Source organism: Agrobacterium sp. CFBP 3001 (assembly GCF_027871605.1).
Taxonomy (GTDB): domain Bacteria; phylum Pseudomonadota; class Alphaproteobacteria; order Rhizobiales; family Rhizobiaceae; genus Agrobacterium; species Agrobacterium leguminum.
In genome coordinates this window covers 15,224-37,572 of the sequence record NZ_JAQAHD010000018.1, presented here as the reverse complement: position 1 = coordinate 37,572, position 22,349 = coordinate 15,224, and the positions used below count along the sequence as shown (strand labels likewise).

18 protein-coding genes are annotated in these 22,349 nt (G+C 61.2%); 8 read left to right on the top strand and 10 right to left on the bottom strand.

All coding sequences use genetic code 11. The features are described from left to right. Positions 1 to 47: 47 nt before the first annotated feature. Positions 48 to 467, bottom strand: a complete 420-nt coding sequence (dksA, locus tag PH605_RS19665; protein ID WP_003496274.1) for an RNA polymerase-binding protein DksA — start codon at positions 465 to 467, stop codon at positions 48 to 50. Positions 468 to 769: 302 nt separating this feature from the next. Between dksA and PH605_RS19660 the strand changes: the two genes are divergently transcribed. The 4 genes from PH605_RS19660 (at position 770) to PH605_RS19645 (ending at position 4,620) form a co-directional block, all read left to right on the top strand. Beyond that, entirely contained in the window at positions 770 to 1,246 is a 477-nt protein-coding gene (locus tag PH605_RS19660; RefSeq protein ID WP_237680943.1) for a SixA phosphatase family protein, read from the top strand. A 129-nt stretch (positions 1,247 to 1,375) separates the two neighbouring features. After that, positions 1,376 to 2,854 carry a YcjX family protein gene (locus tag PH605_RS19655; protein ID WP_059752773.1) on the top strand — a complete coding sequence of 493 codons (1,479 nt, stop codon included), beginning with the start codon at positions 1,376 to 1,378 and terminating at the stop codon, positions 2,852 to 2,854. Next, positions 2,851 to 3,930 carry a YcjF family protein gene (locus PH605_RS19650; RefSeq protein ID WP_078053984.1) on the top strand — a complete coding sequence of 360 codons (1,080 nt, stop codon included), beginning with the start codon at positions 2,851 to 2,853 and terminating at the stop codon, positions 3,928 to 3,930. The genes PH605_RS19655 and PH605_RS19650 overlap by 4 nt, the downstream gene beginning before the upstream one ends. A 129-nt stretch (positions 3,931 to 4,059) precedes the next feature. Beyond that, complete coding sequence (locus PH605_RS19645; RefSeq protein WP_003521427.1) at positions 4,060 to 4,620, top strand: hypothetical protein; 561 nt, start codon at positions 4,060 to 4,062, stop codon at positions 4,618 to 4,620. Between the two features lie 14 nt (positions 4,621 to 4,634). Here the strand turns inward: PH605_RS19645 and folK are convergent, their stop codons facing one another. The 3 genes from folK to folP all read right to left on the bottom strand — a co-directional run bounded on the left by folK (position 4,635) and on the right by folP (position 6,384). Beyond that, positions 4,635 to 5,150, bottom strand: coding sequence for a 2-amino-4-hydroxy-6-hydroxymethyldihydropteridine diphosphokinase (gene folK, locus PH605_RS19640; protein ID WP_193559582.1), 516 nt, complete (start codon positions 5,148 to 5,150; stop codon positions 4,635 to 4,637). A 4-nt stretch (positions 5,151 to 5,154) separates the two neighbouring features. After that, on the bottom strand, positions 5,155 to 5,520 hold the full coding sequence (gene folB, locus PH605_RS19635; protein ID WP_003502532.1) for a dihydroneopterin aldolase: 366 nt from the start codon (positions 5,518 to 5,520) through the stop codon (positions 5,155 to 5,157). A 78-nt stretch (positions 5,521 to 5,598) separates the two neighbouring features. Next, positions 5,599 to 6,384, bottom strand: a complete 786-nt coding sequence (gene folP / locus PH605_RS19630; protein ID WP_142845802.1) for a dihydropteroate synthase — start codon at positions 6,382 to 6,384, stop codon at positions 5,599 to 5,601. 179 nt (positions 6,385 to 6,563) lie between these two features. Here folP and PH605_RS19625 point away from each other — a divergent pair, with 179 nt between their 5' ends. Further along, positions 6,564 to 7,190 carry a DUF922 domain-containing Zn-dependent protease gene (locus PH605_RS19625; RefSeq protein WP_003521431.1) on the top strand — a complete coding sequence of 209 codons (627 nt, stop codon included), beginning with the start codon at positions 6,564 to 6,566 and terminating at the stop codon, positions 7,188 to 7,190. A 303-nt stretch (positions 7,191 to 7,493) separates the two neighbouring features. Here the strand turns inward: PH605_RS19625 and PH605_RS19620 are convergent, their stop codons facing one another. Together PH605_RS19620 and PH605_RS19615 are read right to left on the bottom strand one after the other, a co-directional pair. Further along, a complete protein-coding gene (locus PH605_RS19620) occupies positions 7,494 to 7,814 on the bottom strand; it encodes a 2Fe-2S iron-sulfur cluster-binding protein (protein WP_003502527.1) in 321 nt (106 codons plus the stop codon). Between the two features lie 130 nt (positions 7,815 to 7,944). Continuing rightward, a complete protein-coding gene (locus PH605_RS19615) occupies positions 7,945 to 8,313 on the bottom strand; it encodes an Hpt domain-containing protein (RefSeq protein ID WP_142845801.1) in 369 nt (122 codons plus the stop codon). A 479-nt stretch (positions 8,314 to 8,792) separates the two neighbouring features. Here PH605_RS19615 and PH605_RS19610 point away from each other — a divergent pair, with 479 nt between their 5' ends. Then, complete coding sequence (locus tag PH605_RS19610; protein WP_142845800.1) at positions 8,793 to 15,146, top strand: hypothetical protein; 6,354 nt, start codon at positions 8,793 to 8,795, stop codon at positions 15,144 to 15,146. 113 nt (positions 15,147 to 15,259) lie between these two features. Here PH605_RS19610 and PH605_RS19605 read toward each other — a convergent pair whose 3' ends face one another. Then, positions 15,260 to 16,177: a PhzF family phenazine biosynthesis protein gene (locus PH605_RS19605; RefSeq protein ID WP_142845799.1), complete on the bottom strand. Its 918-nt coding sequence runs from the start codon at positions 16,175 to 16,177 to the stop codon at positions 15,260 to 15,262. Between the two features lie 303 nt (positions 16,178 to 16,480). Here PH605_RS19605 and PH605_RS19600 point away from each other — a divergent pair, with 303 nt between their 5' ends. Next, the gene (locus PH605_RS19600) at positions 16,481 to 17,254 is read left to right on the top strand and encodes an NAD kinase (protein WP_003521437.1); all 774 of its coding nucleotides are present in this window, start codon (positions 16,481 to 16,483) and stop codon (positions 17,252 to 17,254) included. Between the two features lie 21 nt (positions 17,255 to 17,275). Further along, on the top strand, positions 17,276 to 17,776 hold the full coding sequence (locus PH605_RS19595; RefSeq protein WP_142845798.1) for a hypothetical protein: 501 nt from the start codon (positions 17,276 to 17,278) through the stop codon (positions 17,774 to 17,776). 27 nt (positions 17,777 to 17,803) lie between these two features. On the opposite strand, the gene PH605_RS19590 is transcribed toward PH605_RS19595, so the two are convergent. From PH605_RS19590 to PH605_RS19580, 3 genes are all read right to left on the bottom strand, one after another. Next, a complete protein-coding gene (locus PH605_RS19590) occupies positions 17,804 to 18,274 on the bottom strand; it encodes a cysteine hydrolase family protein (protein WP_125145941.1) in 471 nt (156 codons plus the stop codon). 75 nt (positions 18,275 to 18,349) lie between these two features. After that, a protein-coding gene (prfB, locus tag PH605_RS19585) for a peptide chain release factor 2 (RefSeq protein WP_161987956.1) occupies positions 18,350 to 19,481 on the bottom strand; the annotation gives its coding sequence in 2 pieces (ribosomal slippage) (positions 18,350 to 19,411 and positions 19,413 to 19,481; 1,131 coding nt in all). Positions 19,482 to 19,579: 98 nt separating this feature from the next. Beyond that, entirely contained in the window at positions 19,580 to 22,027 is a 2,448-nt protein-coding gene (locus tag PH605_RS19580) for a penicillin-binding protein 1A (RefSeq protein ID WP_065653947.1), read from the bottom strand. Between the last annotated feature and the right edge of the window lie 322 nt (positions 22,028 to 22,349).

The following is a 22,349-nucleotide window of genomic DNA, read 5'->3' as shown; positions in this document are numbered from 1 at the left end:
CCCTTATTATTTGTCATGCGATTTGCCGACCTCTCGGCCGCAACGCCTTATTCGTCGCGATAGACTTTTTCGCGACGCTCGTGGCGTTCCTGCGCCTCGATGGAGAGCGTTGCAATCGGGCGGGCGTCCAGACGCTTGAGGCCGATAGGCTCGCCCGTTTCCTCACAGTAACCGTAAGTACCGTCTTCGATCCGCTGAAGAGCCGCATCGATCTTGGAAATCAGCTTGCGCTGACGGTCGCGGGCGCGAAGTTCGATCGCCCGGTCCGTTTCGGAAGAAGCCCGATCGGCGAGATCGGGGTGGTTGGCGCTTTCTTCGGCGAGATGTCCGAGGGTCTCGCGCGCTTCTCTCAGGATGTCATTTTTCCAGGCGACCAGCTTCGCGCGGAAGTAAGCCCGCTGGCTGGCATTCATGAACTCATCGTCTTCCGAGAGCACATATTTGCTAAGATCGATCTTCTCACTCAACGCGATTCTCCTCGAAGAACATCTCAATGCGGCGGTGTATACTCCAATGATAGTGGCCGATTCAAGTCTGCAGATCAGTTTTCAGGCATTTTTAAAACTGACACAAAAATCATCTAAATGACTAATTTTTATCCTTTATTCGTATTGAAGCGAACTCTTCTTCAATCACTTCAACGCGACTTACCAACAGGAAAGAGGACTTGCGGTCCTGCAACCCTATCCTGTAGCATTCAACCCGTGCCCTGACATTCGAACGCCGGTCCCCGCCCTTGACAGCATCTTCCCCGAGCCGAGTTTATCTTCTGCGCCACGCCAAGGCCGCCTGGGCGGCGCCGGGAGAACGGGATTTCGACCGGGGATTGAACGAAGCGGGTTTTGCCGAGGCGGAGATCATCGCCGACCTTGCCGCCGACCGGCATTACCGCCCCGATCTGCTTCTGTCATCCACGGCTGCGCGTTGCCGGCAGACCACGCAGGCCTGGCAGCGGGCGTTCAACGAAGGCATAGACATCTTCTACGTCGATGAAATGTATAATGCGCGCAGCGAAACCTACCTCTCCCTCATCGCCGCGCAGGCGCAGGCGCAATCGGTGATGCTGGTGGGCCACAACCCCACCATGGAGGCGACGCTGGAAGCGATGATCGGCGAAGATTTGCTGCATGCCGCCCTGCCCTCGGGTTTTCCGACATCGGGCCTTGCGGTTCTCGACCATGATGACAGCGCCGCAAACGGTAAAAACAGCTGGCGGCTGGTCGATTTTCTCGCGCCGGGCAAATAATCGCTGCGGCCCTTCCTACGAATTTTGCAAAGCCGCTCTGCTGAAAATCCGCTGGAGCGCTTCTTTTTTGGGCAGCCATACCTTCCTATATTGCAGCCGTGACCGTTAAACAGAGCCAGGAAACTGCCATTGCCGCCTTCTCTTACGTCCCTGACAGACAGCGCGCTTATCGCATTCGATAATCTGGCCGACCGTGCGAGCAACCTCACCCACCCGACATTGCGGCTTGGCGTCACCGGCCTTTCGCGGGCGGGCAAGACGGTTTTCATCTCCTCCCTCGTCCACAATCTCCTGAATGGCGGCCGGCTGCCGTTGTTCGAGGCCATGCGCTCAGGGCGCGTCTCGAATGTGCGGCTGGAGCCGCAGCCGGATGACGCCATTCCGCGTTTTCAATATGAGGATCATATTCAGGCGCTGGTGCGCGACCGGCTGTGGCCGGATTCGACACGGGCGATCTCGGAACTCAGGATAACGCTGGATTATCAGAGCGCCAGCGGCTGGGGCCGATGGTTTTCGGCCGGTAAGCTCTCCATCGATATTGTCGATTATCCCGGCGAATGGCTGCTCGACCTGCCGCTTCTGTCGCAGGACTATAAACAGTTCAGCGACGCGACCGTCGCCCTTGCCGGAAGCGGCATCCGCGCCGAACTGGCGCAGGAATGGCTGGCGATCGCCTCTTCGCTCGATATCAACGCACCGGCCGACGAGATGACGGCCCGGCGTCTGGCCGAAAGTTTCGCAGCCTATCTGAAGGCCTGCAAATCCGATGAAAGATCGCTTTCCACCCTGCCGCCCGGCCGTTTCCTGATGCCCGGCGATCTGGAAGGATCGCCCGCGCTGACCTTCGCACCGCTTCCCGGCCTGACGGATGAGAAAGCGCCCAAGGGTTCCCTGCGCGCCATGATGGAACGGCGCTATGACGCCTATAAGTCGATTGTGGTCAAACCCTTCTTCCGCGAGCATTTCGCCCGCCTCGACCGGCAGATCGTTCTGATCGACACGCTGCAGGCGGTCAATCGCGGCCCGGAAGCCGTGCAGGATCTGGAGCGGGCGCTGGGCGATGTCCTTGCCTGTTTCCGCCCCGGCACCAACAGTCTGCTGTCGTCGCTAATCGGCAGGCGTATCGACAAGGTGCTGATTGCCGCCACCAAGGCCGATCACCTGCATCACGAAAGCCACGACCGGCTGGAGCGCCTGACCCGCCGTCTGGTGGACCGCGCCATCACCACCATCGGCATGAATGGCGCCGGCATTGAGGTCATGGCGCTCGCTTCCGTGCGCGCCACCAGAGAGGCAAGCGTGCGACAGGATGGCCACGAGCTGCCCGTTATCGTCGGCACGCCCATGGCCGGTGAAACCATCAATGGCGAGACCTTCGACGGCAATCGCAAGACGGCGATCTTTCCCGGCGATCTGCCTGAAGACCCCGAGCCGCTTTTCCGCAGCATCGACAGGGATGGTGACAAGGCGTCGCTGCCGGACGTCAATGTCGTGCGCTTCCGCCCGCCGAATATAGACGAGCCGGGCAGCGGCGGCATCCGTCTTTCCGTTCCCCATATCAGGCTCGACCGCGCCATGCAGTTCCTGTTCGGAGACAAGCTCGCATGAAGCTTCCCACACAAAACGATCCGCAGGCGCGCCGTCCGGCCGCCTTCACGCTTGAAACCGAAGAGACGGCACGACCGTCCGCCGCACAGAAACGCGCGCCGCGCAGCTTCGACGCCGAGATTTCGCTGACGCCCGACGAGGACGATCCGTTTCTGGCGCCTGAGGAGATCGATGCCGCCGCGCTGCCGGTGGCGTCTCCGAAGAAAAGCCGCTTCTCCTTCGGCAAACTTGCGCTCGGCGCGCTTGGCGTCCTGTTCTCGCTCGCCTTCGGGCTCTGGGCGGATCAGCTCATCCGCAACCTGTTTTCCCGTTCCGACTGGCTGGGTTACACGGCCACTATCGCTCTTATTGTGGCGCTTTTCGCCGTTCTCGTTCTCGTCGGCCGGGAAGTCTTCGGCATCATGCGGCTTAACGCCGTGCAATCCTTGAAGGCCGATGCCGAGACGGCGAGCCTCGACAAGAGCCCGAAACCCGCACGCGCCATCGTCACCCGCCTGAATGCCGTTCTCTCCCACAGGGCCGAAACGGCCAAGGGGCGTGCGGCGCTGAAGGAAACGGAAAACGATGTGATCGACGGCCCGCATCTGATCGAGCTTGCCGAACGTGAGTTGCTCGTTCCGCTCGACAGGCAGGCCCGCGCCCTCATTCTCAATTCGTCCAAGCGCGTCTCTGTCGTCACCGCCGTCAGCCCGCGCGCGGTGGTCGATCTCGCTTATGTGCTGTTTGAAGTGACGCGGCTGGTGCGCGCCATGGCGGAGCTTTATGGCGGCCGTCCCGGCACACTCGGCATGCTGAAGCTCCTGCGTGATGTCGTCGCCCATCTTGCCGTCACGGGCTCGATCGCCGTTGGCGACGGGCTCGCCCAGCAGGTTCTCGGCCACGGTCTTGCCTCGAAACTCTCGGCGCGACTCGGCGAAGGCGTCATCAACGGCCTGATGACGGCGCGAATCGGCATTGCCGCGATGGATCTGTGCCGTCCGCTGCCGTTCCGGGCGGTGAAGCGGCCGGGGATCGGCGATTTCATGTCCGATCTCACACCCGATTTAAGCGGTGGAAAAACCGGTGAAAAAGCCTGATTGCCCGGGCTTGGGCGGTTCAAAAGGTTACGAACGAAGCCGCAAATGAGAGCAAAATAAACCAAGCATTAACCATTCCGCCGGTAGATTGCAGCCTATCGAACAGGCATCTTCGCCGGGGAAAGTATCATGTATTCGCGCTTCTTTTCGCTTGTGGGCGGGCTTGCCGCCATATTGTCCGTCAGCGGCGGTTTCGGCATGTCTGACGTCCATGCCGCATCGCGCGATCGCGACGACGTGTTCTTCCGCTCCGTGGCCGGTGTGTGGAAAGGCCCGGGCGAAATCGTCGCTGGCAAATACAAGGGCACGAAGTTCACCTGCGATCTGACCGGCGAGCCGCTCGACGACAAGCAGACCGGCATCAAGCTCGGCGGCACCTGCCGCGTCGGCGTCTTCAGCCAGCCCATGTCGGCCGTCATCAGCCAGAAGGGCAACTCTTACGAGGGCAAATTCCTCGACGGTGCTGAAGGCAAGGGGCTGGACATCACCTCCGGACAGGTCAGCGGCGACAAGGTCGTCGTCGGCATCAACCGCGCCAAGCTCAACGGTGCAATGGTCGCCCGCGTCTCGAACGACAATTCGATGAACATTACCATTTCGGTCAAGGTCGCCGACCAGATGATCCCGGTCATCGGCGTGACGCTGGCGCGCGATATCGACCAGCTCGCCGTCGGTTCGATCAAGCCGTAAAAGCCATACTCTTCTCAGCCATCGCCAAGCGGGAGTGTCCACCACTCCCGATTTTCGTTTGCGCTGACAATGCCCGTCTTGTCCGCGTGCTGAAGCCATTCCCGCACGGGCTTGCCTTTTACCTCAAGGTCGGGCGCGATATCGGCAAGCGGCATCAACACGAAAGCGCGCTCCGTCATGCGCGGATGCGGCACTTCGATGCTTTCCGTTACGAGAGATTCATTCCCATAGGTCAGCACATCGATATCGATGGTGCGCGGCCCCCAGCGCTCCGTGCGCACCCGCTTCATACCCTTTTCAATGTCGAGGCATAATTGCAGCAGCGCAGGCGCTGAAAGCGAGGTTTCGACCAAAGCACAGCAATTGAAAAAATCCGCCTGATCCGTCTTACCCCAGGGCGGCGTGCGGTAAAGGTCGGACACGGCCAGAAGGCGGCAATCGTCACGCGCATCGAGTTCGCGGAGCGCCCTTGACATGGCGGCGGCAGGATCGCCGATATTGCCTCCGAGCCCCAAGGCGGCGACGGTCATCTTTTCAGGCACGGTGTTCAACGCTCACCTGCGCATAATCGAGAATGCCCGGAACCGGCGCCGAGGGTTTGCGTACAGTGATCCTGAGCCAGACGATCTGCGGATAACGGGCGCGAAGCGCCTTGGCGATGTCGTTCGCAAGCGCCTCAATGAGATAACGGCGCTGGCCGACGACGATTTTTTCGATGACGGCGAAAGCCACGCCATAATCGACGGTATTTTCGATATCGTCGGTTTCCAGCGCATCACCCGCCTCGACTTCCATCTCGGCATCGACGAAAAAGCGCTGGCCCAGCACCTCCTCCTGCTCAAGAAGGCCATGACGGGCGAAAAAGGAACAGTTTTTCAGGATGATGGTATAGCGGCTCATCGCATCGCCTCCATGGCAGGACTGTTTCGCCAAAAAGCCGCGCCACCTTCCGGACACGGCATTCCGGCACTCGTTGATCTACGCATCGGCCTTTGCCGACGTTTTGGCAAGAACCGCATCGGCGATTGCCAGCGCATCGCGGGTTGCGGCGACATTGTGCACGCGAAAAATCGAAGCGCCGGCAAGCCGCAGGATCGCGGTTGTCGCAGCCGTTCCGATATCGCGTTCATGGGCCGCATCCCGGCCCGTCAGCGACCCGATGAAACGCTTGCGCGACGTACCGGCCAGAACCGGCAGGCCGAAGGCGGCAAGTTCGCCGAAACGCGCCATCAGCGCGACATTTTCGCTCTCGTCCTTGGCGAAACCGAAACCGGGATCGAGCACGACGGCGTCACGGGCAATACCCGCATCCTCGGCGATCTCCAGCGAGCGATTGAGGAATACGAACTGGTCGGCGATGACATCCGCAAGCTTCTGCCGGTCGCGGCCGGTATGCATGATGCATACGCCGGCGCGGGTGGCGGCGACCACACCGGCCATCTCCGGGTCTTTCTGCAGGCCGAAGACGTCATTGACGATATGTGCGCCTGCCCCGACCGCCAGCCGCGCTGTCGAGGCGCGATAGGTATCGACGGAAATCAGCACATCCGTTTCGCGGCGCAATTTTTCGATGACGGGAAGCACCCGGTCCTGTTCTTCGGCTTCCGTTACCGCGGCCGCTCCCGGCCGGGTGGATTCGCCGCCGATATCAATGATGTCAGCGCCTTCCTCCACGCAGGTCAGCGCATGGGAAAAAGCCGCATCGACGGCGAGATAACGGCCGCCATCGGAAAAGGAATCGGGGGTTGCATTGACGATGGCCATAATACGGCCACGCCCATCAAGTTTCAGGGAGCGGCCATGAGCCGCTTGCCACGCGTTGCTGCCGGCTGTTATCACGTAACACGCGCCTTTCGGGACTAACGGAGTGTTATGCCAATTCTTATAAGTTCCGCTCCGCCTATGCAGCAAACCTTTTTCAAGTTCAACCGGAAGGCCGGGTCATGACCAAATCATCACGTGCTCTTTGCGCCGCTTTAGCGGCCGCGGTGGCACTTTCCCTACCCGGATCGGCTTTTTCCGAAACCATCGTCCGCAAGACCTATTCCTATTTTTCGATCAGCGGCAAAACCGCCGCTGACCTTGACCAGCAGCTTTCCAGGCACGGCCCGCTGACGCGCAATACCGGTGCGCGCCATCCAGGCGCCACCGAAATCAAATTCGGCGGCGAGCTCACCTATGTCGAGAAAAACGGCCTTTGCAGCGTCGGAACGGCCAAAGTGGTGCTGAATACCCGCATTCTCCTGCCGCAATGGAAAAACCGCCGCCGCACCACGGCGGAATTGGCCTTCATCTGGGATACGCTGCTTGCCGATATCAAGCGCCACGAGGAGCGCCACGCGGAAATCGCCCGCACCCACGCCCGCTCGCTTGAAAGACAGCTGACGTCGCTTCGCCCGCAGAAAAGCTGCGAGACGCTGCAGGAAATGGTCGGCAAGATCACCCAGACGGTGATGGACGAGCATGACAAGGACCAGATGCGCTTCGATGTGGTGGAATCGAAAAATTTCGATGCCCGCATGACACGGCTTTTGAAAAACCGGCTCGAGCAGGGCCAGAACCGCCGCTGAGCGGTCTTATACCCCATCTCATTCCCTTAACATCAAGCGCGGACATGACGTTACGTCATGTCCGATATCACCCGTGAATTCTCGTGATGGTGCCGTCGCCAAGACTCATTGTACGTTCTTCGTACGGTATCGGACCATTCGGCCAAGCGGCTTGAGGGCTCCAGCCGTCTCCGGTTCTCCCGGTGCGCACTTGAGGGCTCGCAGGTGTTTCCTCCCTCGCCTGCATGCTGCGTACCCGCCTCGCCCCGCTCCCCGCTACCAGGTGAGCGGGGCTTTTTCTGCGTTCAGCGATGACGAAAGATGTCAGCCCTGACGTTCGGGAACATGAACGACGAGACCATCGAGCTCGTCGTTCATCTTGATCTGACAGGAAAGGCGCGAGGTGGGGCGCACGTCAAAGGCGAAGTCCAGCATATCTTCTTCCATCGGTTCCGGGCCGCCGACGCGCTCGGCCCAGGCGTCGTCGACATAGACATGACAGGTCGCACAGGCGCAGGCGCCGCCGCATTCGGCATCGATGCCGGGAATGGAGTTGCGCACCGCATTCTCCATGACGGTGGAGCCGTTGCTCACGTCGAGTTCATGGGGCGTGCCATCAAAGGCAACGATGGTCAGTTTTGTCATGCCGGAAATCCAAAATGTGATCTAAGAACTGTTCTAAACACATAGAAAGGCCGGTCCGCCTTGGCAACCCGCTTCAAGGGCGCACAGATGCAACCGGCCTTGCAAAATGCCAAATTTGATATGTTGCGCCTCAGCGGCAGAGCTTGAGGATGAAATTTTCGGCCTCGACGATGGTCGCCGCGAGTTTTGCTATCGCCGCGCTGTCATTGCCCTTGACTTCCACCACGGCTGCGGCCGCGGAAACGGCCGAGGCGCCGACGGCCTGCGCAGACCCCTTCAAACGATGGGCCGTCGCCATGACAGCCTTGTCGTCGGCGCCTGCCATTTCATGCAGGGCGGCGCGGGCGTTGCGGCTGAAGAGTTGCAGCACTTCGATCTCCAGATCCTTGTCGCCCATCGTCTGCCGGGCGAGATGATCGAAATCGATCGGTTTTTTACCGGCGGCGGGCGCACCGCCGCAATTGTCGGGAGCTTCGAAAGCAATACTGACCGCTGCCATGGCTGAAATTCCTGTCTCGCCGTTTCCTGTTTCGTGTCACATCTGTGTCGTATTCACGCATCCGGGCCGCTGCTATCGGCTTAAATTACGGCGTGACGCAGGCGAAAATCTTCTGCTATGGTTAATTTATGTTAAACTTATGCGAAACAAGGCGTTCAGCGTGAAACTCAGGTTTAAAAACTGTTAAAAAGCCGACACTTCGCCACCGCCGCAAATCCGCATTAATTGTTTCGAACACCTAAATGTGTCACTACGGTACTGCCGTTCCCACGAGGCTTAAGCTCAAGCTTTGTTATTGCGGCACAGTGATGTAATTTCGCCCGAAAGCTGGACCACCAGCAATTCGGGATTTGGTAAATGGCGGAATTGTTCTCTCTTCAAGGGATAATGTTCCGCTGGCATGATGGCGGCAGTCCGCTTGCGGAACGCAAGTGGTCAACGGCATGAAGCCGGGCGTATGTGTAACGAGGCGTAACCGCATGGCGAATAACAAGATCAGCGACTCTGTCGACGAGACTGCATTTCAGGCGTTGGAAGACGCCCTGCAGCTTGGCGCTTTCGAAGAAAAGCCGGAGACGCGGAAAACTGCAGCGCCGAAGCAGCCGGAGGCCAGATTGAAGGAAGCAAGCAGACCGACCCCTGCTCCCGAGGCCGCCCGCGCGCCTGCCGAACAGACGCCCAGATCGCCCAATCTCGAAGCGGCCAATGACGGCTCCAAGCGCAGCCCGGCCATGATCCTGAAATCGCTGGAAGGCGGCTCCATCGGCGGCGCGCTGCGCAACGCCACGATCATGTCGGTCATCTGGGCGCTCGGCGGTCTTGGCATCGCTCATCTTCTTTATGGCAACGCGCTGTGGAACATCGCCTCGCTGGCCGATCTCACCGCGATCCCCGGCCTGATGGCTATCGTCGTCGGCATCCTCGTTCCCATCATGCTGTTCTTCGCCTTTGCGATCATGATGGCGCGCGCCCGCGATCTGCGCAACGCCGCCCGCTCCATGGCCGAAGTCGCCCTTCGCCTTGCCGAGCCGGAAACGGTCGCGTCTGACCGCATCATGTCCGTCGGCCAGGCGGTTCGCCGTGAAGTCTCGGCCATGAATGACGGTATCGAGCGCACAATCGCCCGCGCGACGGAACTCGAAACCCTCGTGCATTCCGAGGTCAACGCGCTTGAGCGCAGCTATGCCGACAACGAACTGCGCGTGCGCAGCCTCGTGCAGGAACTGACCGCCGAGCGAGACGCCATCGTCAATCACGCCGAGCGTATCCGCTCCTCCATCGTCGGCGCGCAGGAACAGATCAAGGAAGAGCTTTCCATCGTCGGTGAAGAGCTTTCGATGCGGATCGCCACGACTGGCGAGGCCTTCGCTTCGATGATCGACACCCGCTCGGCCGCGCTTTTGGAAAAATCGCGCGCCTCGACCGAAGCGATGGGCAGCCTGATCGCCGCCAAGACCGAAAATCTGCTTCAGGCGCTGAATTCCTCCGGCGCGACGCTGTCCAACGAATTCGACATGCGACTGCACAACCTCACCTCGACGCTGGATGAGCGCGGTGAAGTCCTGCTCGAGCGTTTCGCAATCCATGCATCGACGCTGGATAGCGGTGCGGAGAGCCTCAACAGCGCGCTTGAAGAGCGTACCCGCCAGCTCAACGAGACGCTGTCCACGCGCACGCTCGAACTCAACCGCAATATCGACCGCGGCCAGCAGATCATCGGCGGTTCGCTGGATACCGTTCTCGACAAGCTGTCCACGACGCTTGAAGAAAAGGGTCTCTCCTTCCGCCAGAGCCTGCAGAGCACGGCGGACGATGCGATCATGGATCTCGATCTTCGCTCCGGCCTCTACGAAGAGCGGATGCAGGCGACGGTCGGCCAGGTCAACTCTGCCTTCGACGAGCACGTCGCGCAGTTCGCCAGCGCCTTCGACCAGCGCGCCGGCAGCCTCGACAGCAAGCTGATGGAAAGCCTCGCCCGCATCAACGAGACCGTTGCCGGCGGCTCCGAAGCGCTCGACACCATGCTGAGCGCCGGTCTGGAGCGCATCGGCACCACCATGACCGATCAATCGCTGGCGCTCGCAACTGCGCTCGGCACGGGTCAGGAAATGCTGGAAAGCGCCCTTGAAAGCCGGACACAGGCCTTCAGCGACGCAATCGGCCAGCGTACCGCCGAAATCACCGATGCCTTCACCAGTTCGCACGAGAAGATCGACGCCGTGCTGGCCGAACGCAGCAATGCCCTGTTCGGCGCGCTTTCGGCCAGCCAGAACCGTTTCGACGAAGCACTCGCCAGCCGTTCGATGGCGATTACCGGCTCCGTCTCCGGCACGGCCGAACGTCTCGCCGCCATGCTCGACGAACGTGCCGCCGCAATCAACAGCGTCGTCGCCGATGTCGAGCGCCGTCTTGCCGAAACGCTCGAAACCCGGGCAGCAGCCATCACCGGCGCGGTTTCCGGCATCGAGGACCGCATTTCCGACACGCTGGAAAGCCGTACCGCTGCCCTGCATGACGTCGTCTCCGGCGCGGAGAGCCGTATCGCCGATACGCTTGATGGCCGCACGGCCGCGCTTTCCAGCGCCATTTCCGGCGTCGAGGAACGCATCGCCGACACGATGGACAGCCGCACACTGTCGCTCGACATGACCTTTGCCAATGTCGAGGAAAGACTTTCCGAGACGCTCGACAACCGCACCTCTGCCCTCACCGGCATTGTCGCAAGTGCTGAGGAAAAGATTGCCGGCGCGCTCGACAGCCGCACGGCCACCCTCGGAGACGTGGTCGCCGGTGCTGAAACCCGCATCGCGGAAACGCTGGATGGCCGCACCGCAGCCCTCAACGCCGTTGTCTCCGGTGCTGAAGAACGCATCGCCGATGCGCTCGACAGCCGTACCATGGCGCTCGACATGGCATTCTCCGGCGCGGAAGAAAAAATCGCCGAAGCGCTCGACACCCGCACCGCAGCCCTTGGCGAGCTGGTTGCCGGCGCCGAGACCCGTATTGCCGGGGCGCTCGACAGCCGAACCGAGTCGCTGAAGACCGTCGTTTCCGGCGCGGAAGAGCGGATCACCGATGTGCTCGACAGCCGCACCATGGCGCTCGATATGAGCTTCTCCGGTGTCGAGGAAAAGATCGCCGATATTCTCGACGGTCGCACCACAGCGCTGCAGAATGCCGTTTCCGGTGTCGAAGACCGCATTGCCGGCGCGCTCGACAGCCGTACTGCGGCCCTCTCGGGCATAGTCTCCGGTGCGGAGGAGCGCATCGCAGACGCGCTCGACAGCCGCACCATGGCGCTCGACATGGCGATTTCCGGCGTCGAGGACCGTATTGCCGAGGCTATGGATGCCAGAGCATCGTCGCTTTCGCTTGCGGCGGCCGGCGTCGGCCAGCGTCTCGAAGCCACCGCATTCACGCTTGAAAACGCACTTGCCAGCGGCCATGAGCGGCTCGAAACCATGCTCGGTTCGCAGGCGGAACGCATTGCCGGATCGCTGGAGCGCAATAGCGGCCTGATCGAGCAGAGCGTCTCGGGTGCGGCCAACCGCATCGAAAGCGTCGTTGAAGACGGCAGCACCCGTTTTGCCCAGACGGTGGAAGAAGGTGTTTCACGCCTCGAAAGCAATCTGTCGCAATCGCATGAGGATATTCGCACCGCGCTCGATCAGCGCCAGGCTGATCTTGCCGCGACGCTCAGCTCCGCCACGACCCAGATGGGCGACATGCTCTCCGAACAGGCGATGATGATCGGCACCACGGTCGCCTCCAGCGCCAGCATGCTCGAACTCTCTCTCGAAACCCAGCAGGAAGCGCTGCAGAAGGCGATCGACGGCAGTGCGCAGACGCTGGAAGAGCGCCTGCGCAACAGCGCCGGCGACATCGCCGTCAAGATCGGCGAAGCTGCCCGCGAAATCGGCGGTGCGACGGATGCCCTGTCCTCGAAAATCGAGACCTCCATCGGCAATGTCACCACCCGTCTCGACGAGACCGGCGCCCGTATCGAGACCTCGCTCGATACGTTGCAGGCACGCGTCGGCGGCGATCTGGCCAATGTGAACACCTCGATCGAGGACGCCGGCCGCCGCTTTGCCGAAGCGCTGGAAGACAAGACGGCCGTGTTCGCCCGCGCCAGCGACGAGGCGGCCGAGCGTATCACGGGCATTCTGGACGAACAGACCACGCGTGTCGCAGACACGTTCGAAAACCGGACCAACCGTCTGGCAGAAACCTTCGATACCGGCACGGCCCGTATCGATGAACGCCTCGGCACCATGGACCGGGCGTTGACCATCGGTCTTGAAAACGTCAACCGCACCATTGAAGGCAAGGCGAGCGATCTCGCCGTCAGCCTGCGCGGCGCGGTTACCTCCGCCACCCAGAGCATCGGCGAAGAAGCCGTGCGCTCCACCTCCCTTCTCGCCAAGTCCGGTTCGGAATTCGCCGAACAGGTGCAGGCGCAGAACGAGGCCTTCACCAAGGCCATCGAGGAACGCTCCGGCGAGATCGTCAACCGCATTTCGGATGCGCAGACCCGTCTCTCCGGTCAGGCCGCCGCCGTCGCCCAGACCTTCTCCGAGGCCGGCAACATCATCGTCAACAAGGTTGCCGAGGCTGAAGCCGTCGTTCGCTCTCAGGTCGGCGTCATTTCCGAGACACTCACCAGTGTCGAATCCGCTCTCGACGCCCGCGGTGAATCCATTCGCTCGGCGCTGGACAACCGCACCCGCGAACTCAACTCGATGCTGGCCAGCCGCTCCGCCGAGCTTTCGCGCCTGATCGAGGAGAAAGCCAAGCCTGTCGTCGACGAATACGCCACCATCGGCCGCGAAGCCGCCGAAAAGATCGTTTCCGCAGCCCAGCAGAGCGCGGACCTTCTGTCGCAGAGCAACAGCGGCATGGTCGGCATGGTGGAACAGGCGATCAGCGATTATGCCGCTGCCGGAACGGATGCGGCAAGCAAGCTCGTCGCCGCCACCCGCCAGAGCACCGACATGCTGTCCGAAACGCATACGGCCATGGCGGACGCCGTCGAACAGGGCATCGAAAAATATGCCCGCGCCGGCAGCGATGCGGCCAACAAGCTGGTGGCCGCCACCCGCCAGAGCACGGATATGCTGTCGCAGACCCATAACAGCATGGCGGAGATCGTCGAACAGTCGGCAACCAACTTCAACTCCGCTGTCGAGCGCGCCGCACAGGGCTTCGGCGCGGCAGACGAGGCATTGAACGCCTCGGCGACGCGCTTCTCCGAATCCGCCTCGCAGGCCGCCGACATGGTGTCCAGCTCCAGCCGTCTGCTCGAAGGAAAGATCGACCGCCTGTCGAATATTTCCGGCCAGACGCTGGCGCAGGTTGCCGGCATCGTCGGCCGTTTCGAGGAACATTCGAAGGTGCTGAGCCAGGCTTCCGAGCTCCTCAATGCCGCACAGTCGAGCCTCGTCGGCACGCTGGAAGAGCGCCAGGACGCGCTGCGCAGCCTGTCGGTCGGCCTCGTCAAGCGTTCCGAGGAAATCGAAAGCGCCATGCGCAACGTCATCGGCGTGGTGGAAACCACGCTCAACGAGGCCGAGGAGCGCTCGCAGAACGTCGCCGGCAATCTGCGCGACAATCTGCAGGCCTCCTTCTCCGATATCGGCCGTTCGCTTGATGAGACCGAACAGCGCGCCCGCTCTGCGGCACAGACCATGCGGGGCGCCCTGCTGTCGGCCGGTCAGGATGCCAGCCGCTCGATTGAAAGCACGCTGTCCGACGCGCAGAAATATTCCGACGAGCTGGTCAATCGCCTGCGTGGCGGTGTCGAATCCTCACTTTCGGAAGTCGACAATCTTCTCGGCAGCGCCTCGGAAAAATCGAATGCCGCCGCAGCCAGCCTCAAAGAGACGCTGCGTCAGGCCGTGGAAGAAGCCGTCAGCCGATTCGCCGGCGCGACGGACGAAATCCGCCGCTCGAGCCACGATATCCGCCGCGAACTGGATGCGACCCGTGCGGAATTGAAGCGCGGCGCGTTCGACCTGCCGGAAGAAGCCAAGGAAAGCGCTGCCGCCATGCGTCGCGCCGTTTCCGAACAGATCAAGGCCCTGCAGGATATTTCCCAGCTCGTTGGTCGTTCGACCCACCAGATGGAAGTCTCCGAACCGGTCGCCCGCGCCATCGCCGCAACCCAGCCGGCGGCCGAGCGCCGTGTCGAAACGCGTACTCAGCCGGCAGCTCCGGCTCCGGTTCAGCAGCAGCGCCCGGCTCAGCCGCAGCCTGCTCCCGCACCGGCCGCATTGCGCGGCACCCTGCCGCTTGAGAACCGTCAGGTCGAGAACCGTCAGGCGCCTGCCCCGGCTCAGCCGGGTGCTCCGGCCGGACGCCGCGAAGAAGGCGGCGGCTGGATCAGCGATTTGCTGCGCGGCGCATCGCAGGAAACGCCAGCGGCATCCGCACCACGCGCCGGCGCGGAACAGCAGCCGACCCGTGCGGCCGACACCCGCAATCCACGCCACATGGTGGAATCGCTGAACTCGCTCTCGGTCGATATCGCCCGCGCCATCGATCACGACGCCTCCGTGGAGCTGTGGCGGCGCTACCAGCGCGGCGAGCGCGACGTCTTCACCCGTCGCCTCTATACGCTGAAGGGCCAGACGACCTTCGACGAAATCAAGCGCAAATATGAGCGGGAAGCGGAATTCCGCACCGCCGTGGACCGCTACATCACCGATTTTGAGAAGCTGCTTGCCGACGTGGCCCGCACCGACCGAGACCGGACCGTGACACAGTCCTACCTCACCTCCGATACCGGCAAGGTCTATACGATGCTTGCCCATGCGGCGGGTCGGTTCAACTGAACCGATTGACGCTGAAATGACAAAACCCCGGTCAAGACCGGGGTTTTTCTTTTGACTCTGCTCGCTGTTTCATCGCTCCTCGAAGACATCGAACTGAGCGGATGACGCTGAAATCAAATCTCGAACGTGCCCGAAGCAACGCGTACCGCGTGGCCGCCGATGCGGGCGCGGACGATTTCGCCGTCCTTGACGTCCATACGCAGGTGGATATGGGATGGTCGTTCCATCTCCACGCCCTGCTCGATGAGCAGAGGATAATGGCCATCGGTCAGGCCATCGAAATGGTGGATAGCGCCGGAAAGGGCAGCGGCGGCGGAACCGGTGGCGGGGTCTTCCGAAATGCCCATATCCGGAGAGAACATGCGGGCGTGGAACTTCGCAGCGTGATTGACGCCGCCGCGACAGTAGATATAGGCCGCCGTCAGGCGTCCTTCCACCAGCGGCGCCGTGCGCAGCCAAAGATTGGCATCGAAATCCATGTCCCTGATGGCGGCGATATTGTGCAGCGGTACGATGAGGAACGGCACCCCGGCCGTCCAGATCGACGGCACATGGTTTTCAAAGCCGAGATGCGCCTCGCTGACGCCCAACGCATCGGCAAGCGCGGTATGATCGAGCGGTAGTTCCACGCGGGACGATTTGCGCGGCAGGTCGAATTCCGCGAAGCTGACCGCGCCGGCACGCATCTTCACCGCGCAACGCACCGGACCCACCTGCTCTTCCAGCACGCAGACCATATCGATATCGTCATCGCCCTCGCCGCGATTTCGCTCGGCGATGGCCACCGCCGCACCGACTGTCGGATGGCCGGCGAAGGGCAATTCACCCGATGGCGTGAAGATGCGCAGCGAAGCCGCATGGGCCGGATTGCTGGACCGGTTGACGAAAACCGTCTCGGAGAGATTCATCTCCCGCGCGATCGCCTGCATCGTGGCCTGGGGAAGATCATCGGCGTCATACATGACCGCCAGCGGGTTTCCCGCCATTTTCGTCTCGGTAAAGACATCGTAGATATCGTAGTTCAGCGCCACATCCGTCTCCTGCCACTCGTCATTCCGACTGCTTTGGCAAACTGCATCAGGCCGTTCCGCATCGCAACCCTTGTCGGCGGGTGCAAATCAAGAAGCTGTGGACCGGAGCGTTGCGGTCCGCCATCAGGGAACGCCTGCGTCTTCGAAAGGCCTTGTCGCCAGCGGCCGTCTTCATGTACCAAGGGTGCGTCTGGCGGCTTGTTATCAACCTCCCTGTCGAGGTTTAAAGATTTCGAGCCGCTTCAACGGGTTACAGCGCCTTGCGTGGACGGGTTCCGGTCTGCGCGTTGTCGAGGGAAGCGGATGTCGCATTCTACCTATTCACTGTCCTTCGTCGCCTCGGCAACCGAGGAGGCCCAGACGGCGCTGAAAGAGCTGAAAGGCATGTACGGCGATACGCCGTTCGAAGAGGCGGAAGTGATCGTCGCGCTCGGCGGCGACGGCTTCATGCTGCAGATTCTCAACGAGACGATGAATTCCGGCAAGCGGGTCTATGGCATGAACCGGGGGTCCGTCGGCTTCCTGATGAATGACTACCGGGTGGACGGCCTGCTGGAGCGCATCGCGGTGGCGAGCGGCAACGATTTCCATCCCCTGCGCATGACGACGACGGATTCCGACGGCGACGAATTCACGGCACTTGCGATGAACGAGGTCAGCCTGTTTCGCCAGTCGCATCAGGCCGCCAAGCTTCGTGTGGAGGTGGACGGCAAGGTGCGGCTGGAAGAATTGATCTGCGACGGCATGATGGTGGCGACGCCGGCAGGGTCGACAGCCTACAATTTCTCCGCCCATGGCCCCATCCTGCCACTGGAATCGCCGCTGCTTGCGCTCACCCCGGTCAGTGCTTTCCGGCCGCGGCGCTGGCGCGGCGCGCTTTTGCCGAATAAGGTAACGGTCGATATTCATGTTCTCGAACGGGACAAGCGCCCTGTGAATGCGGTGGCCGACCACACCGAGGTGAAATCCGTTCGTCACGTTCGGATCGCACAATCGCAGGACAGGACGGCCAGAATTCTGTCGGATCCGGATCGTTCATGGTCGGACCGGGTTCTCGCCGAACAGTTCAACAATTGACGCCCACAATCGACAATGGCCATGCAACTGACAAGACCTATCCTAGCTGCCTTTCTTTTCGCCGCCGTCGTGCTTCCCGCGCGGGCGCAGACGGAAGCGATTGACGCGCTGCCGGTTTCGGCGATCTTCGTCGTCAGCAGCGGCATGTGGGAAGATCGCAATCTTGAACCGGTGAAAGGCCCAGACGGACAGCTGCGGCCGCCGCCTGCCTCGCCCACGCGCGGCTATTACAAGGTCATCGCCATCCGCCAGGGCGACGGCACGGCGAAAATCTACCTGCAGCGAATCGTCTTTACCGCCGATGGGCCGAATCTCCAGGAAAATATCGAGCTGGAAGAATTCAGCCAGATGAAGTCCTATGTCACGGATATTCGTCCCGAAAGCTCGAATGGCGCACCCGCCTCGCCCGGCCTGTTCGTGACCGTCTACCTGAAGACGGACCCGATAGCCAAGGAAGCGGAAAGCTGGACGATCTTGATCGACGAGCTGGGCGAGATGAAGATCGAGAAAGCGTCCAACTGATCGGCCAGATGCGCGGCTCGGGCAAGGTTACGCTTGCAGCGCCTCCGGCCCGACAAGAACCGCACCGAAATGATGTTTCCACAATCTCGCACCGAGTTCACCGCTGCGGTCGAGACTGGAGCCCACCGTAAGCCACGGCAACAGCGTGGGATGCAGCCCCGCATCGAAGAGCGCAAAACCGGCGGCCAGCACGCAGGTATCGGCCTGAATGCCGCAGACCAGCACCCTGTCGAGTTTCAGCGACAGAAGGTGGTCGATGACCTCCCGGGGTGGCGCATAACCGTGTTTGACGAATATGCGATCTGCCGCAACAAGCGACTCGTCATCCCTGCCCGGTTTCCAGCCGAGTTGCCGCTCAAAGGGTGTTACGCTTTCATCATGGCGCTCGACAGTGGCGATGCTGGGCATTGTCAGGGCGAGAGCGGATATTTCCGCCACCAGCGCAGCCGGCGGATTGAAGCTTGGCTGGACGTCAACGATATAGAGCGCCTGTTTCATGCTTGTCCTCCAACGAAAAACCCCTCGCAATGGGTTTGCGAGGGGTAATCTTTTTCAATCGACGCACTTGGCGCGTCAGTCGATATCCGCGACTTCCACATCCGCGCCGCCGCTGATGCGATGCGCGAGGGCCGCTTCCATGAACTCGTTCAGATCGCCGTCCAGCACATTGCCGGGTGCAGTGCTTTCCACGCCGGTGCGCAGGTCCTTGACCAGCTGATAGGGCTGCAGAACGTAGGAACGGATCTGGTGGCCCCAGCCGATATCGGTCTTGGATGCAGCCTGCGCATTGGCCGCCTCTTCCCGCTTCTGCAGCTCCACCTCGTAGAGGCGGGCGCGCAGCATGTCCCACGCCTTGGCGCGGTTCTTGTGCTGGGAACGCTCCTGCTGGCAGGCAACGGCAATACCGGTCGGAATATGCGTGATACGCACGGCCGAGTCGGTGGTGTTGACGTGCTGGCCGCCTGCGCCGGACGAACGATAGGTATCGATGCGGCAATCACTCTCGTTGATGTCGATCTGGATCGAATCGTCGACGACGGGGTAAACCCAGACGGAAGAGAACGATGTGTGGCGACGCGCATTGCTGTCATAGGGCGAAATACGAACGAGGCGATGCACGCCCGATTCCGTCTTCAGCCAGCCGAAAGCATTGTGGCCCTTGACGAGGATCGTCGCGGACTTGATGCCGGCTTCTTCGCCGTCGTGAACTTCGAGCACCTCGACCTTGAAACCTTCGCGGTCGGCCCAGCGGGTATACATGCGCAGAAGCATGTTCGCCCAGTCCTGACTTTCGGTGCCGCCGGCGCCGGAATGCACTTCGAGATAGGTATCGTTGGTATCGGCTTCGCCTGACAGCATGGCTTCCACCTGACGGCGGTTCGCCTCGCTCTTCAACGCCTTCAATGCGTCTTCGGCGTCCTTGACGATCTCGTCATCGCCTTCCATCTCGCCGAGTTCGATCAGCTCGATATTGTCCTTGAGCTGCTGCTCGAGCGCCTTGACGCCATTGATGCTGTCATCCAGCTGCTGGCGTTCACGCATCAGCTTCTGGGCTTCGGTGGCATCGTTCCAGAGGGTCGGGTCCTCTGCCTTGTTATTCAACCAGTCCAGTCGTCTTATCGCCTGGTCCCAGTCAAAGATGCCTCCTCAGCAGGCTTATGGCCTGCTTGATTTCGTCGACTACGTTCACGATTTCATTGCGCATTTCGCTGGTTCTTCACCTTCATTGAAACTCGTTGCTCAAATAAATGCGGGGGGCGCGGATGTAAAGACCCGCGCCCCCGCCAAACGTCAGGAGTGATATCAATAAAGACCGCCGCCACCGCCGGTGATGGCCTGCTGCGCCTGCGGCGAGGTCTTCAGAATGTCTTCCTGCGACATGTATCCGTCATCGCCGATGACAGAGAAGGTGGAAGCAGGACCCGTGCCGGGCTTGAAGGCTTCCATGATGGTATCGGGCTCGCCCTCGACCGCCGCCATGCCAGTCTTGCGGTTGACGGCGACGAAATTCATGCCGGCAGGTACGATGAACTTGCTTGGCTCCATGTGCTTGGCCGCATCGGAGATGAACTCACCGAATATCGGCGCGGACAGCGAGCCACCCGTGCCGCCACGGCCGAGAGGCGCCGGCGAATCGAAACCGATATAGAGGCCGGCGACCATGTCCGGCGTGTAACCGACGAACCAGGCGTCCTTTTCATCGTTGGTCGTGCCCGTCTTGCCGGCAACCGGCAGATCGACCTTGATCTTGCCCGCCGCCGTGCCGCGCTGCACGACGCCTTCCAGCATCGAGGTCGTCTGGTAGGCAGTCATCGGGTCGAGAACCTGTTCGCGATTGTCGACGATGACGGGCTCATCCTGGTTCTGCCAGCTTGTCGCGTTGCAGCCTTCGCAGGCGCGCTCCTCATGCCGGAAGATCGTCTTGCCGTAACGGTCCTGAATGCGGTCGATCAGTGTCGGCTTGATCTGCTTGCCGCCATTGGCGATGACCGAATAGGCCGAGACCATACGCATCACGGTCGTTTCACCGGAACCCAGCGACATGGACAGAAGCGGCGGCATCTTGTCGTAAATACCGAAGCGTTCGGCATATTCCGCGACCAGATTCATGCCCATATCCTGCGCCAGACGCACCGTCATGAGGTTACGGGATTTCTCGATACCGAGACGCAGGGTCGACGGGCCGGCGGAACCGCCGCCGTAATTCTGCGGCTTCCAAACCTGATTGCCGGAAACGACCTCGATCGGCGCATCGAGAATGACCGACGCTGGCGTATAGCCGTTATCGAGTGCCGCCGCGTAGATGAACGGCTTGAAGGAAGAGCCCGGCTGGCGCATCGCCTGTGTCGAGCGGTTGAATTCCGACTGCGCATAGGAGAAACCGCCGACCATGGCCAGAACACGGCCGGTATGCGGGTCCATCACCACCATGCCGCCCTGCACTTTCGGCGGCTGGCGCAGGCGATATTCGTTACCAGAGTTGGAAAGCGGCTGCGCATACACCACGTCACCGGCCGAGAGGACGCCAACCGGCGACTTGGCGGTGGCCTTCTTGCCGGTCGCATCGCGGAAAGCCCAGCGCATGTTTTCAGCGGAGATATGGCCGCGGGTGCGCTTGTCGCCATCTTCCGTTTCCGTATCCGGCTGCACGCCGATGTCGACGCCATCGGCAGCGACAGCGAGGACCACAGCGACTTTCCATTCCGGAACGTCGCGCAGGCCCTTGACCTTGGCAAGCGCCGCCGTCCAGTCCCCCGCAGTCTCGATCTTTTCGACGGGTCCTCGGAAACCGCGACGCTCGTCATATTGCACCAGACCGTCCTGAAGCGCCTTGCGGGCTTCCATCTGGATCTGTGGATCGAAAGAGGTGCGGACCGAGAGCCCGCCTTCGAGAAGCGCTTCCTCGCCGTATTTCTCGACGATCTGGCGGCGGACTTCCTCCGCGAAGTAGTCAGACGCGAAGATATGCGCGCCACCGCGACGCAGATTGACGCCAAGCGGCTGCTTTTTGGCGTCCGTGGCGTCGGCGACCGTGATGTAGCCGTTTTCGGCCATGCGGTCGATCACCCAGTCGCGACGCTCAAGAGCCGCTTTTTCGCGGCGGATCGGATGGTAATTGGCCGGACCCTTCGGCAGCGATGCGAGATAGGCGGTTTCCGCAATCGTTAGTTCCGTCACCGATTTGTTGAAATAGGTGAGCGCCGCGCCGGCAATGCCGTAGGAATTCAGGCCGAAGAAAATCTCGTTGAGATAAAGCTCGAGAATCTTGTCCTTGGAATAGGTCTGCTCGATGCGGAAGGACAGAATGGCTTCCTTGAGCTTGCGGTCGATGGTCTGGTCGTTGGTTAGAAGGAAGTTCTTCGCCACCTGCTGGGTGATGGTGGAAGCGCCGACCGGACGGCGGCCGGAGCCGAAATTCTGGATATTGACGAGAATGGCGCGGCCGAGGCCGAAAACATCCACACCCGGATGGTTGTAGAAATTCTTGTCTTCCGCCGAAAGGAAAGCAGCCTTCACCCGGTCGGGAATGGCCTGGATCGGCAGGAACAGGCGTTTTTCATGCGCATATTCCGCCATCAGCGCGCCGTTGCCGGCATGCACGCGGGTCGTCACCGGCGGCTCATAGGTGCTCAAAACTGCGTAATCCGGCAGGTCCTTCGTCACGCCGTGCAAATAAATCGCACCGGCGGCGGCGGCGCACAGGAAGAGCACGCTGGCCAAGCCGAAAAAATATCCAATCAGTCTGATCATACCAAGCTACCGATAATTCGAATCGTAACCATCAACGCCCGACGATTTACGGGCGCATCCTTGCATATCGCGTGCCGTTTTGCACACCATACCTTCGATGACAAGCCGGATACGGCAGCATTCGCTGATATGTTACCGGGCGGTAGGCCCGCAATCGCGCTGCGGACGCTTTGCGGATCGCCACCGAATCCGCTTTCCGAGTAACGCGGCGAATGTGAGTAAAATAGGGCTTCGCCTTCGTAATCGTCCGCAAGACCCAAGAATTGAACAGCTTTTCGGCGGTCAATTGCAGGGCGGCAACAGCATTGCCGCTCCGCCGGCT